The sequence below is a fragment of the Butyricimonas muris genome (genome assembly GCF_046365375.1).
GTDB classification, from domain to species: domain Bacteria; phylum Bacteroidota; class Bacteroidia; order Bacteroidales; family Marinifilaceae; genus Butyricimonas; species Butyricimonas muris.
Window position 1 is genome coordinate 91149 of sequence record NZ_JBKEIT010000008.1, and the last position, 12684, is coordinate 103832.

Annotated in this window: 8 protein-coding genes; all 8 read left to right on the forward strand. The window is 42.7% G+C overall.

Going from position 1 to position 12684, the window contains the following annotated elements:
- Positions 1 to 12 precede the first annotated feature (12 nt).
- The 8 genes from ACK8P8_RS14040 to ACK8P8_RS14075 all read left to right on the forward strand — a co-directional run bounded on the left by ACK8P8_RS14040 (position 13) and on the right by ACK8P8_RS14075 (position 12664).
- The gene (locus ACK8P8_RS14040; RefSeq protein ID WP_369860390.1) at positions 13 to 924 is read left to right on the forward strand and encodes a hypothetical protein; all 912 of its coding nucleotides are present in this window, start codon (positions 13 to 15) and stop codon (positions 922 to 924) included.
- Between the two features lie 111 nt (positions 925 to 1035).
- On the forward strand, positions 1036 to 3666 hold the full coding sequence (locus tag ACK8P8_RS14045) for a zinc-dependent metalloprotease (RefSeq protein WP_369860389.1): 2631 nt from the start codon (positions 1036 to 1038) through the stop codon (positions 3664 to 3666).
- 349 nt (positions 3667 to 4015) lie between these two features.
- Positions 4016 to 4297: an RNA polymerase sigma factor gene (locus ACK8P8_RS14050; RefSeq protein WP_369860388.1), complete on the forward strand. Its 282-nt coding sequence runs from the start codon at positions 4016 to 4018 to the stop codon at positions 4295 to 4297.
- Positions 4298 to 4465: 168 nt separating this feature from the next.
- A complete protein-coding gene (locus tag ACK8P8_RS14055) occupies positions 4466 to 5029 on the forward strand; it encodes an RNA polymerase sigma factor (RefSeq protein ID WP_186976176.1) in 564 nt (187 codons plus the stop codon).
- Positions 5030 to 5106: 77 nt separating this feature from the next.
- Positions 5107 to 6264, forward strand: a complete 1158-nt coding sequence (locus ACK8P8_RS14060; protein ID WP_369860387.1) for a FecR domain-containing protein — start codon at positions 5107 to 5109, stop codon at positions 6262 to 6264.
- A gap of 123 nt (positions 6265 to 6387) precedes the next feature.
- Positions 6388 to 9801 carry a SusC/RagA family TonB-linked outer membrane protein gene (locus ACK8P8_RS14065; RefSeq protein ID WP_186976150.1) on the forward strand — a complete coding sequence of 1138 codons (3414 nt, stop codon included), beginning with the start codon at positions 6388 to 6390 and terminating at the stop codon, positions 9799 to 9801.
- Positions 9802 to 9812: 11 nt separating this feature from the next.
- Positions 9813 to 11309: a RagB/SusD family nutrient uptake outer membrane protein gene (locus ACK8P8_RS14070; RefSeq protein WP_369860386.1), complete on the forward strand. Its 1497-nt coding sequence runs from the start codon at positions 9813 to 9815 to the stop codon at positions 11307 to 11309.
- 23 nt (positions 11310 to 11332) lie between these two features.
- Positions 11333 to 12664 (forward strand): hypothetical protein, encoded by a 1332-nt coding sequence (locus ACK8P8_RS14075; protein WP_369860385.1) that lies wholly within the window; start codon positions 11333 to 11335, stop codon positions 12662 to 12664.
- Positions 12665 to 12684 lie beyond the last annotated feature (20 nt).

A 12684-nucleotide genomic window follows, 5' to 3' on the forward strand; every position in this document is an offset into this window, starting at 1 on the left:
TAAAAGAAAGTTATGAGATATATCGTATTAATATTATTGGCTTGGGGATTATTCGCTTCATGTAACGATGAAGATGCGATTGTCCCGAGAGAAGCTGATGTCGTACTGCGTTACGAGTTCCCGCAGGGTACGAATGAATGGGATGAGATTGCTGAAGAGATGAAAGAGAAACATGACGTGTATTTGATTTACAAGGGATTCTCTCCTTTGGATTTCAGTCGGGCTTGGGCTATTTCCGGGCAAACGAGTTATTCGGGAGAGTCATTGACGGATGAACAGGCTAAAAATCACGTGAAATTCATGAAGGAACATATTTTTGATTATTTGCCGACGGATTTGTCTCGTTCCGTTTTGCCTATGTATTATTTTCTTATTCATGATTACAGGACAGAAACCGTCGGTTGGTCGGGAGGGATATCAACGGAAGCTGTAACGAATTTCACCGGAGGGTTGGATTTTTGGGCAAATTCTATTTATAACCCGAGCGTGACTGAATTTCCCGCTACTTGGGAAAAGTTGAGGGAGCACCGGATAAGAATTATGAAACAGTTTTTAGAGTCTGCCATAGATCGGGGGAAAGTGGTCATTCCTGCCAGTTTTCATGATGGATTCAATTACACGAAGGATATAAACACGTGGAATACCAGTGATGCGGATTATTATTTGAAAAGAGGTTTCCTTGGGACATTGTCAGGAGATATTTATAACTTCGGAAGTATTTGGGGGATTAGTTACACGAACCCGACCTTGAACTTTTTGACTTATGTTTTCTTGGGCTTCCGTTACACGGAAGAGGAGTTCTTGTCTATATATCCTCCCGCGGATTACCCGTTGATACAGAAAAAACGCTTGGAGGTACTCGATTACATGAAAGAGAAATATAATATAGATTTGGAAGCGATAGCACGAGGACCGGAACTCTGAACATGTGTTTTTTTCATTTCACGATAAATGTCGGTAGGGTAACTACCGACATTTAAGAGAGAATTGTATGTTTTTCAATTATATATGAATTTTATTTTTAAGATGATTTTTATGAAAAAATGGATGTTAGTATTGTTGGTAGCCGTATTCGTGCTACCCGTTAGCCAAGAGGCTTTGGCGTCTTCCCGTAAAAAGAAGAAAGCTGCTGTGGAGAAAAAAGAAGCAACTCCCGTGCAGACGGATTATGACAAATTGCTGAATAAACCGGGCAAGGTGACGGCAAAGAGTAATTTTATCACGATGCATAAACTGAACGGCAAACTTTATTTCGAGATCCCCTTGAAATATCTGGGGCGGGAAATGTTGTTGGCTTCGACGTTGACCGAGACTTCCGATGCCATGTTCGGGGATGTCGGGTATAAACAGAATGATCCTTTACACGTGCGTTTCGTGATGGGTGACAGTTGTATTTATTTAAAGAATATCACGACATCCGCGACGATTGATCCCGGCAACGAGGCGTTGCAAAATGCCGTGAACCGGAGTTATGCCGATGCTATCGTGGCAAGTTACAAGATCGAAACTTATAATAACGACCGGTCGGCAGTGGTGGTTGATATGACGGAATTATTTACCACGGATGTGAAGGACTTTTCGTTTTTGCCGCGCATGGGAATGCTTAGCGTGACAGGTGATTTCCGCAAGGAAGCTTCCGGATTGGATGAAATCAAGAGTTTCGATGATAATCTGGTCGTTAAATCTTATATGACATACAAAGTTTCGATTAAGATTTTGTTTTTCACGCTACTGGACAATCTTCCGGTCACGGGCAAGGTAACCCGTTCTTTAGTTCTCCTGCCTGAAGACAAAATGCGTCCCCGCGTTTCAGATTCACGAGTAAGTGTTTTCAACACGAGCAAGTATCATGTTTCCACGAGAGAGGACGGAATCCAAAAATACTCGTTGGCGAATCGTTGGCGTTTGGAGCCGAAAGACGTGGCCGCTTATCAACGGGGAGAGTTGGTGGAGCCGGTGAAACCTATCGTGTGGTACGTGGACGATGCTTTCCCGGCGGAGTGGATCAGTCCGGTGAAGAAAGCTATCTTGAGCTGGAATAAAGCTTTCGAGGCGATCGGGTTCAAGAACGTGATGCAAGTACGTGATTTCCCTAAGAACGATCCCGAATTTGATCCGGACAATATCAAGTACACTTGTATCCGTTATTTGCCGTCAACTACGGAGAACGCGATGGGTCCCTCTTGGGTAGATCCTTCCACGGGAGAGATTATAAATGCCACGGTGTTGATTTATAATGACGTGATTCGTTTGGTGAACAACTGGCGTTTCGTGCAGACGGCACAGGTTGATCCCAGAATACGGGCGAAAAAAATGCCGGAAGACATCATGGAAGAGTCGATGATATACATCGTGGCACACGAGATCGGTCACACGCTCGGTTTCATGCATAATATGGCATCTTCCGCTGCTTACGCGGTGGATTCGTTACGCTCGGCATCGTTCACTCAACGATACGGGACAACCCCCTCCATTATGGATTACGCCCGTTTCAATTATGTGGCGCAACCCGGGGATGAAGGCGTGAAGTTGACACCCCCGGATTTGGGTGTTTACGACTATTTCACGATCAAATGGAATTATCAATATCTCCCTCAAGCGAAAGATATGTGGGAAGAGCAAGCTATTCTGGAAAGTTGGGTAGACGAGAAGGCAGGCGATCCTATTTATCGTTACGGAAGGCAACAGATTTTATCCCGTTATGACCCGAGTGCTATTGAAGAGGATTTGGGTGACGACCCGATCAAGGCAAGTACTTACGGGATTAAGAATTTGAAATATATTTTGCCTAATCTGGAACAATGGATTGATAACGATCCGGATTACAGCCACCGTTCCGGTTTGTACAATCAGATCGCCAACCAGTATTTCCGCTATATCACGAATGTCTCTTATAACGTGGGTGGTATCTATTTGACGGAGATCAAGGAAGGTACTCCCGGCGAACGTTACGTGTCTGTGCCGAAAGATGTGCAAAAGGCTTCTTTGGCTTGGCTTTTGAATGAATACAGGAACGCGGATTGGTTAAGTAAATCTCCTTTGCTCAAAAAATTCCCCATGGGAGTGGATATGACTACTTTATTAAGAACAAAATTGACCGGGAATTTGACAAGATTGAAGGATAACGTTTTACTTTCCGCGCATATCGCTTCTAATCCCTATACCGTGAAGGAGTTCTTGAACGATTTGTATAACGGTGCTTTTGAAAGTGCTATAAAGGGCACGAAACTGACGGATGGTGACAAACTATTGCAAAGTACGCTCGTGGATTTGGTGCTTGCTCCTTTGGCAGACCAAAAACAATCCGGCGGGTTGTTCGGTTTGAACACGGCTTACGCGCCGAGTATCGACGAGATTTTAGCTTATGATCTTGATCCTAGTGGAATGGTTCGTTTGTTCGAGAATAAACTCCGGGAAATAGAGTCAGAGAATGGAGCCGGTTATATCGCTTCTCAATTAAGGCAAGAGCAATTCGGTACTCCCGGTTATGGGTTCTTGCAAAAGGTAGATGTGAAAGCGTTGGATAATTCTTCTGTTTATTTGATCGATCTGGCTTTTAAAGCACAAAAGTTGATCAACAGTAAAGTTGCGACCTCGACAGGAGAGGATAGACTTCATTATCAGGCTTTAGCGGCGAAGATTACCAAGACGTTGAAGAATAAATAGATGTTGTTTTAATGGTTTGTAATAAAAGCCCGTCTGGAAAGGCGGGCTTTTTCTTTTCGAGTACCGTGTGCGTTCGAGTAGAATTAATGGACTATTCAGTAATCTTATTACTATTTATAGTGATAATACCATATATTTAGCATGTATTAAATTTTATTTAATTTCAATTAAAATTCTATTCAACGACCTTTATAATAGGAGATGAATAGGAGTTGAATGGGAGTTGAATAGGAGATGATATAAAGCAAGTATAAAGTAGATACATGAAAAATTATAATTATTTAGCTTATTTCACTTTTTCCATGTCTGTATTGGAAGAGGTGTACGAGCATTTTGTTTGTTATGGAGAATGTTTTATATTTGTCGGGAATCCAATGAAGAGAAAGAAAGGGAGTATAATTTGATGCGGGAAGAAATCTACCGGGAACTATTTCTGGCTATACAGGAATTGCCGGATCGTAGCCGAGAGGTGTTCGAGTTACACTTACAGGGAAAAAAGAACGAGGAGATTGCCAAAGTGCTTGCTATTCAAGTGAAAGCGGTGAAGGCATACAGGAGAGATACCATTACTTTTTTGAAAAGTCGTTTAGGAAACAAATTCTGTTGGTTTGTTTTCATGAATGTAATTTAATCCAGAGTTCGTGATATCTTAACGTGAGTGACGAAATATACGGGTACACGTTTATCGTGGAATAAATCGTGTATCGGGAATTTTTGTTTCAAGAATTCTGCTCTTGTCAATAGCGCGATTGAACGATTAATTTTTATCTTTGTATTATTAAATGGAAAATTGGATGAAATGGGTGTGTCCGATTCGGAAATATTAACTGCCTTTCAGAGGAATATGAATGAGGGCGGGAAATTGCTATTTCAACGCTATTATAAGCCGTTGGTGCTATTTTCCGGCTCGATGCTTGATGATTGTAGTTTTCCGGAGGATATCGTGCAGGAGGTATTTTACCAGTTTATCAAGAATAACGCTTACCGGCAGTTGACTCCGGAGGCTTTGAGTACTTATTTGTTCCGGAGCGTGAAAAACGCTTGTTTGAACAGGATTCGGGACCAGAAGGAGTTCGCGCAAGCGGAATTATTGAAGTATGATGCCATCGAGGAGGAAGCGACGACCGTTTCTTTGGAATTGATCGAGGCTATTCGCCAAGCGATAGAGAGATTGCCGCGAAAGACCCGAATGGTGGTCATGTCGATTGTCGTTGAAGGAAAAAAATACAAGGAAACGGCTGAAGAGTTGGGGGTGTCCGTGAATACCGTGAAGACGCTGTTAAGCGGTGGTTTGAAGCAATTGCGGCAGCAATTTCCTGATTCTTTATTGCTATTTTTTATCTTGGAGAGAAATAATTTCTAAAAAAACTTTCAAAATTGATTCACCCATTTTTTGATTCTTGTGTTTGTCTTATAAAATGAGTAGACGAATACGACACGATGAATAAGGATGAAAAAGAAATGCGAATCCGGGAGTATCTTTCGGGAGAATTAAGCAAGGCGGAAGAACGGGAGTTCAACGAGTGGCTTGCCGGGGATATGGACGCTCAACGAATTTTCGCGGAACGGGTGAAAGAGTTTCATTTGGTCCGTTGGGCGAAACGGTGGGAAGCGATAGATAATGATGAGGCTCGAAAACAGGTTGTGGGGCGGGTGCGCCGCCATCGCTTGCGGGTAGGAATTGTAAGGTATGCCGCCGTGATTGCCGTGATTCTGGTTTCCGGGTTGACGGTTTGGAATTGGCAACAACGGTCGCCGGAACCCGCTGCTTTGACTGTCGTTTCTGTTCCCGCCGCAAACGTGCCGATACTGAAACTGGCTGATGGCAAGGAGATACCTATTTCTCCCCGAAACACGGAGATCATTCGTTCCACCCGGAGGGTAGATATTCAACTGGCTGACTCCGGGAGATTGGAGTACGTGGCGAAGTCGGATTCGATTGCCGGACAGGTGGAGTACAATACTCTTGTTGTACCCCGGGGATGCGAGTTTAATCTCGTCTTGGCTGACGGTAGCCGGGTGTGGCTGAATGCGGGAAGTTCGTTGAAGTATCCCGAAACTTTTTCAAATGGGGAACGAAGGGTTTACTTGAACGGGGAGGCCTATTTCGAGGTGGAGCATGATGCGGAGGCCCCTTTTATCGTGAACACGGAATCCATGGATTTGCAGGTACTCGGGACGAGTTTTAATATAAAGGCTTACGATGACGAAAGCATGGTGATTACCACTCTCGTCACCGGGAAGATTAGACAGGAATTTCCGGAAGTGGGTAAGGATATCACGTTGACGCCCTCACGTCAATCGATATTCGACCGTGTTTCCGGGAAATTAGAAACGAAACAAGCCGATGTCCGGGAAACCCTCGCTTGGAAAGAAGGCAAGTTTATCGCTAACGACGAACGTCTGGAAGATATTTTCCGGCAATTGTCCCGTTGGTATGATTTTAAAGTGGTGTACACTCGCCCCTCGCTGAAAGATGTCCGCTTTTATCTTCATTCCAACCGGTATGCGGAGGTGAAGACGATATTGGAATATCTCCAGACAACGAAAGGGATTCGTTTCACTTACGCGGATAAGACGATTTACGTGAGTCAATAAAATAAGGAGATGCCCTCACATCCCCTTACCTGTTAGCCCCTCAGCTAACATCTGTATTAATTTAATAATAAGCTAAACAAAGCTATGGGAAAAAAACGAAAAATTCAACAATTGCTAAGAAAAATGAGGACACTTGCATTATTTATGCTTTGGGGATTCTGCACTTGTCACGCGACGGTTCGCGGGCAGGAGGCGCGTATCGATTTGAAATTGTCCGATGTAACATTGAGTCAGGTGTTCAGGAGTATAGAACAGTTGACCGATTACATGTTTATTTACAAGTCGGAAGATGTACAATCCGTTCGGAAGGTTTCCGTGGATGTGCGGCAAACTATGGTACGGGATATTTTGGGTATGTGCTTGAAAAATACCGGTTTGTCGTACACGTTTAAAGGGGATGTGATTGTTATCCAGAACTTGAGAGAACCGGAAAAGAAAGAGCTTCGGATAGTGGGACGGGTGACGGATGATAAAAAAGAACCTTTGCCCGGGGTGACTGTCTGTGTCAAAGGATTGTCTGTGGGCACGACGACGGATGTTAAAGGAAAGTATGTGTTGAAGCTCCCGGAAATGGAAAAGTTGTCTTTGGTATTTTCTTTTGTCGGGATGAAAACACAAGAGATAAAGTACTCGGGACAGGATACGATTAACGTGGTGATGGAGGAGGATGTTTCGGAAGTGGAGGAAGTTGTCGTGACAGGTTATCAAACTATTAATAAGACTCGAATGACGGGGGCGGTGGAGGTTGTCACGGCAAAAGATATAGCTAATAAAGGGTACGTTTCGGTCGGGGATGTTTTGAGGGGCTCTTTGGCGGGAATCAGTACTCGTAACACGTCCGGGAAGCCGGGAGCATTACCCGAGATTCGTATCCGGGGATTAAATTCTTTATACGGTGATATGAATCCGACTTGGATTGTCGATGGGGTTCCTTTTTACGGTAACTTGAATGATTTGATTCCTGAGGATATCGAGAGCATCACGGTGTTGAAGGATGCTGCCGCTACTGCTATTTACGGTTCTCAGGCAGCTAACGGGGTGATAGTGGTGAAGCGGAAGCAGGGGAGAGAAGAAGTCCCGATGATTCGCGTAACTTCGAGTTTCTCAATAGAGGCGGCTCCAAAGTCTAAATTGGATTTAATGAATTCGAAAGAGAAGATTGCTTTTGAACGTAGCGTGTACGAGGATTTTCCTAATCAAGCGGTGGGGGGAAGAGTAATCATGTTGTTGAAAAATGCGGATATGGGAAAAATTTCCCGTGAAGAGGCTGAAGAGGAAATCACTCGTTTGAGTAAGATTAACACGAATTGGTACGATGTGATATTTCGGACGCCTTTTTCTCACAATCATAATATCTCGTTTTCGGGTGGGAACGAGAAGTTGAAGTATTACGCGAGTTTGAGCGTGCAACAACGTCAAGGGTTAATCCCTTCCAATGATTACAGTAACTGGAACGCGATGTTGCGATTGTCCCGCGATTTTAATAAACGGCTGTATTTTTCCTTGAATCTTTCTTCTAATATTAGAAAAGATAAAGACGCGGATGCCGGGGTGAATATATTGCATTATGCGACTTTTGCCAATCCTTATGAACGTCCTTACGACGAGGAGGGAAATATGGAGTACGACCGCTCTTATTCTTATCAATTGAGTTCTTTGAAAGACGGTTATAAATCTGATTTTAATATCCTGAACGAACTTTATAATAATACCTCGTGCACGAACGCTTTGAGTAATAATGTTTCTTTGGATATTGAGGTCAAGATATTGGATAATCTGAAATTTATCACCACGGGTTCTATTAATACTTATTTTGATAACACGGAGGTGGTGTATAAACCGGGAACTTACGTTGCACAAAATAACGCTTGGATGCGTACTTTATTCAGTGAATTGCCCGATAACTTGAACAACGGTTCGCTTCGACATAGGAATGTCAGAAATCATAGTTATACTTGGTCCAATCGCTTGGAGTATATACAGGGGTTTAAGGAGAATCATTTTTTGAATTTGTTCTTGGGATATGAGATGTCTGAGGCCTCGGGTTATAGTAATTCTGTGCGTTTCCCGGAGTATGATCCCGAGAAGGGGTTGACGAATATACCGGAAATAGGGGCGGATAAGATTGCTTACGTGCAGCAAATGATTAAAAATTTGATGGACCAGAGTGAAGGGCGTAATCGTAGAGTGTCTTTTTTTGCGTCACTGGGGTATAGTTTTAAAGACCGTTATGTTTTTTCTGCCAGTGCTAGGATGGATGGAGCTGACGTTATAGGAACTAAGAATCGATTTTCTCCCTTGTGGAATGCCAGTTTGAAATATAATCTTCATAAAGAGGATTTTATGACGAGGTTCGGGTGGATTAACGAATTGGCGTTTCGTGTTTCTTACGGGTACACGGGGAGTATCGATAAAACGGCGTTACCGTTTAACGTGCTTTCTTATTTGATGTCTTCGAAGTTTCTTGATATGGATATCCCTTCTTACATTTCTCCCAAGAATCCTTCTATTAAGTGGCAGAAGAAGCAGGACCGCAGTTTTGGCGTGGATATGGCATTTTTCAGGAACAGGATTCGGGCAACGGTGAATTATTATAATAACGTGACTCGCGATTTGTTGGATTCTAAAACATTACCTGTATCGGTGGGGATTAGTACGATTCGGTATAATAGTTCTTCCGTTCGAAATTATGGCGTGGAAGTTAGTTTGCACACGGTGAATATTCGTAAGCGGGATTTCACGTGGACGACATCTCTTAATTTCGCGAATAACAAGAGTAGAATAATAGAGTCGTTTTATAAAAACGTGCAGGATGTTCCTAAAGGGTACGGGCGTACGGAACCGGTGGAAGGGACTTCAACCAATTCGTGGATTGGCTACCGGTTTGCCGGTATTGACCCGTTGACCGGACACACGTTGGCTTTGGTGGATAATTCGAATCGTGAAAACCCGATTGGCTTCCAAAGAGAAGACGGGACTTGGGTGCTGGATATGGATGATTCGTTAAACGAGAAGGATAAGCGGCGTATTAAAAAGACTTTAGGTGATAGTTATCCGCCGATATCCGGGGGATTCGGGACGGCTTTGAATTGGCAACAATGGACGTTGAGTACCCGGTTTACTTTTATGGCAGGGCATAAAATAACATCGGCTTATTATTCCGTGGCTAACGGGGGTAGTTTTTCATCGGCTTCTCAAAACGTGTTGAAGCAAGAGTTCAATCGTTGGAGGAAACCCGGAGATATAACTGATATGCCGGGGTATAGCACAACGGGAAACGTTGCTTCATTACAAACCGATTGGTATGATAGAAAATTGGAAAGTGGAGATTTTCTGAAGTGTACGGAGATTTCTCTGGGGTATTTTCTTTCTTCCAAAATCTGCAAGAAGTTGTTGCTCTCTTCTTGTCGGGTGAACTTGAATATTCGGGATATATTTACGATATCGAAATATAAAGGATTGGACCCGGAAAACTTTGGGGGATTTACTTATCCTAATTCCAGAAAATATATGCTTTCATTGAGTGTCGGTTTTTAAATATAGAGATTATGAAATTACGCGTGAAAAGAATAAGTATGTTATCCTTGTGTCTGATCGGTTTCATGATGACCGCTTGCAAGGATTACCTGAATCTTATACCTAAGAATCAAAAAATCGTGTCTAACGTGGAAGACGTGAAAGCGGAATTGTTGTCGTATTGGGCGGCAACGACTTATTCCACGTTGTTGAAGACTTCCTATGGTAATTCTGCGCCGTTATCCTTGCCTATATTTAATGATGTCAATATTCAATTGGCTCTTTACGAGGATAATATGGATATGCTCGCTTTTAAAGAGCATTCGGATATAAATGACAGGTGTATGACATATTATTATCAGGATATCGATTGGAAAGGAACTAGTTTGGCTTCTTCTCTCTGGCAAAATTGTTATGTTTCTATCGGGTTTATGAACGCGATACTTGATGATTTGGATAAAGTGACGGCAACTCAAGCCGAGAGGGAAACGATAGGGGGTGAGGCTCGGGTAATTCGTGCTTGGAATATTTTGAAATTGATTCAGTTTTTCGCTCCCTATAAGGATAATAAGTTGGGTGTACCTTTAAATCTGGATTCGGAAAATGTGACACCGGGAGATAGGCGCACGCAAACGGAGATTTATGGGATTATTGAACGGGAGTTGAAGGAAGTCTTGGAATATACTACGCCAAGGGAAAAATGGAATTTCTTTTATTCTCCGAGCTTTGTTAAATCTTGTTTGGCCGAGATGTATATGTTTAGAGCGGGTTCTGCCGCGGCAAAAGATACGGATTGGGAGATGGCCGAGAAATATTCGGGAGAAGTGATTGCTTCTTATGTCCCGGAGAATCGTGCTGAATTATTGATGGATATGTTTTCCGGCGAGAGTGTATCTTATATTGTTGAACATCCTTATTGTGCGTTGAAATTGGCAACTAGCCGTTTTTTTGGTATAGGAAATCAAAGCACGGGTATATGGGGGTCTAACAATGCCCAACAAGTAAGTTCGGAGCTTTGGTTGATGTACGAACCTGAGGATATTCGAAGAAAAGCTTGGTTCCGGGAGAATGAAGATGAAGGTAGAGTAAGACGTTGTATTTCCAAACCGGTTGTTTATTATTATGGTCCGGTTTGTGATATTTTGGTGTTATATCGTAAAGCAGATCTTTTCTTGATAAACGCGGAAGCGAAATGTCGTTTGGGGCAAGAGTCCGAGGCTGCACGCATGATTGAGGACTTTAGGAGGGCTCGCGTCCCGGGATACAATACTTCTGTTACCGGTGATATATTGGCGGAGGTGTTGAAAGAACGGCGCTTGGAATTGTGTTTTGAAAATGGTTCGCGTTGGTTGGATATGAAACGTTTAGGGATTAGTTGTACTCGTTCGGGGTTTGATAAGGAAAGTAGCGGGACTAAAGAGTATACCCTTGACGCGAATGATTATCGTTATGCTTTGCCCATTCCCACCGATATCGAATTGGATTATAATGATATCAGTCAGAATCCGGGATGGACGAATTTCAACTAGTGAAAATTTATAATAGGTCGTTTATGAAAAAGATATTTTATTTGATACTGATTTCCTTGTTTATCGGGGGATGTGAAAAGGATGACGAATTCTTTTTTGAAAATCCCGTTACGGAAGGAAATATTAAACTGGTTCGGTTGCGTGCTGACCACAATACTTTGCTGCCGGACGGAAAAGCCACGATGAAGTTTTATGCGGAGGCTTACAATATATTGGAATTACCTGATTATACACCAACTTACGAGGGGGATAGTGCGATTTACATACCGGGAATTGTTCGGGATACTTCGTTGATTCCGGCAGATCTTTTGCCGACAGGATTGTTTCGTTTGCTGGATGATTCCGGGAATGAGTATTCCGATTTTAGTTTTTCCACTACCGATACGCGGGAACGTACGATTCGTTTTCACGTGGAGGCGGGGGAATTGACGAGCGAAGAAGTGGAGATTCGGGTAAGGTCCTTACCGCGGGAGAAGTACGAGGAAATAGAAATCCCCGTGATCTTTCATGTTTTGCATCCTGCTAAAAATCCGAGTATAGCACCTATTGATATTACCCCGGAAACTGTGGAGAAAAATGTAAAGCGATTGAATGACGTTTTTAATGGTGAAGCCACGACTGACCCTAACGGGGGGAATGCCAGAATTACTTTTAGATTGGCGGAATATGATAATAACGGGGTTAAATTAGAGAATCCGGGGATACATTATTACGAGATCGAGAGTTCTGTCGTTTTTAAAGAAAGCGATGATTATCAGATTTATGTTATGTCTAAGGGGAGCACGTTAATGTATGATTACCGGAACTATTTGAATATTTGGTTAATTAATGATCCTAGAGGGTCGTCTTTTATCGTGAGAGGACCTAACGTGATAGATCAGCCTGAAAATCCTATTCCCGGATTGAATGCCGGAGCCTTGTCGGCAACTTTTCCAGAGCGTCCCACGGATATTGGTTTCTTTGTCAATATGTCTCATTTCTTGAATCCGTTGCAATCCGCTGATTATTTTGAAATTTCAACGGCGATGTCTCAATATTTAGGATTGCTTACAACTCGGGGTGTGGAAGCATACGGGGAAACGAATTTCGTGAATGGCGATACTGATTATTGTTCGGACACTCCTTATTATTGGAATGATTTTTCTTCTGTTTTTAAAAATAATAGCAAGGGAAATAGCACGGATAAAAATACGTTATACTTTACCTCGTATAATGTGATGGATAGTTACAGTTACAAGAATTCCATTACGGTTGATCAAGTTGCTCGCATTCATTTGCATTTAGAGCGTTGTCCTTCTCGCTGGATGTATAAATCTAAATTCGCTTTTACCGGAAAGTTAGAGGATCGGAAATAATGATTAAAGATTAAATATAA

Bases quoted from the DNA above. Each gene is read 5' to 3' on its own strand.
- ACK8P8_RS14040 (WP_369860390.1), top strand. From the start codon at position 13: ATGAGATATATCGTATTAATATTATTGGCTTGGGGATTATTCGCTTCA.
- ACK8P8_RS14045 (WP_369860389.1), top strand. From the start codon at position 1,036: ATGAAAAAATGGATGTTAGTATTGTTGGTAGCCGTATTCGTGCTACCC.
- ACK8P8_RS14050 (WP_369860388.1), top strand. From the start codon at position 4,016: ATGTTTTATATTTGTCGGGAATCCAATGAAGAGAAAGAAAGGGAGTAT.
- ACK8P8_RS14055 (WP_186976176.1), top strand. From the start codon at position 4,466: ATGGGTGTGTCCGATTCGGAAATATTAACTGCCTTTCAGAGGAATATG.
- ACK8P8_RS14060 (WP_369860387.1), top strand. From the start codon at position 5,107: ATGAATAAGGATGAAAAAGAAATGCGAATCCGGGAGTATCTTTCGGGA.
- ACK8P8_RS14065 (WP_186976150.1), top strand. From the start codon at position 6,388: ATGAGGACACTTGCATTATTTATGCTTTGGGGATTCTGCACTTGTCAC.
- ACK8P8_RS14070 (WP_369860386.1), top strand. From the start codon at position 9,813: ATGAAATTACGCGTGAAAAGAATAAGTATGTTATCCTTGTGTCTGATC.
- ACK8P8_RS14075 (WP_369860385.1), top strand. From the start codon at position 11,333: ATGAAAAAGATATTTTATTTGATACTGATTTCCTTGTTTATCGGGGGA.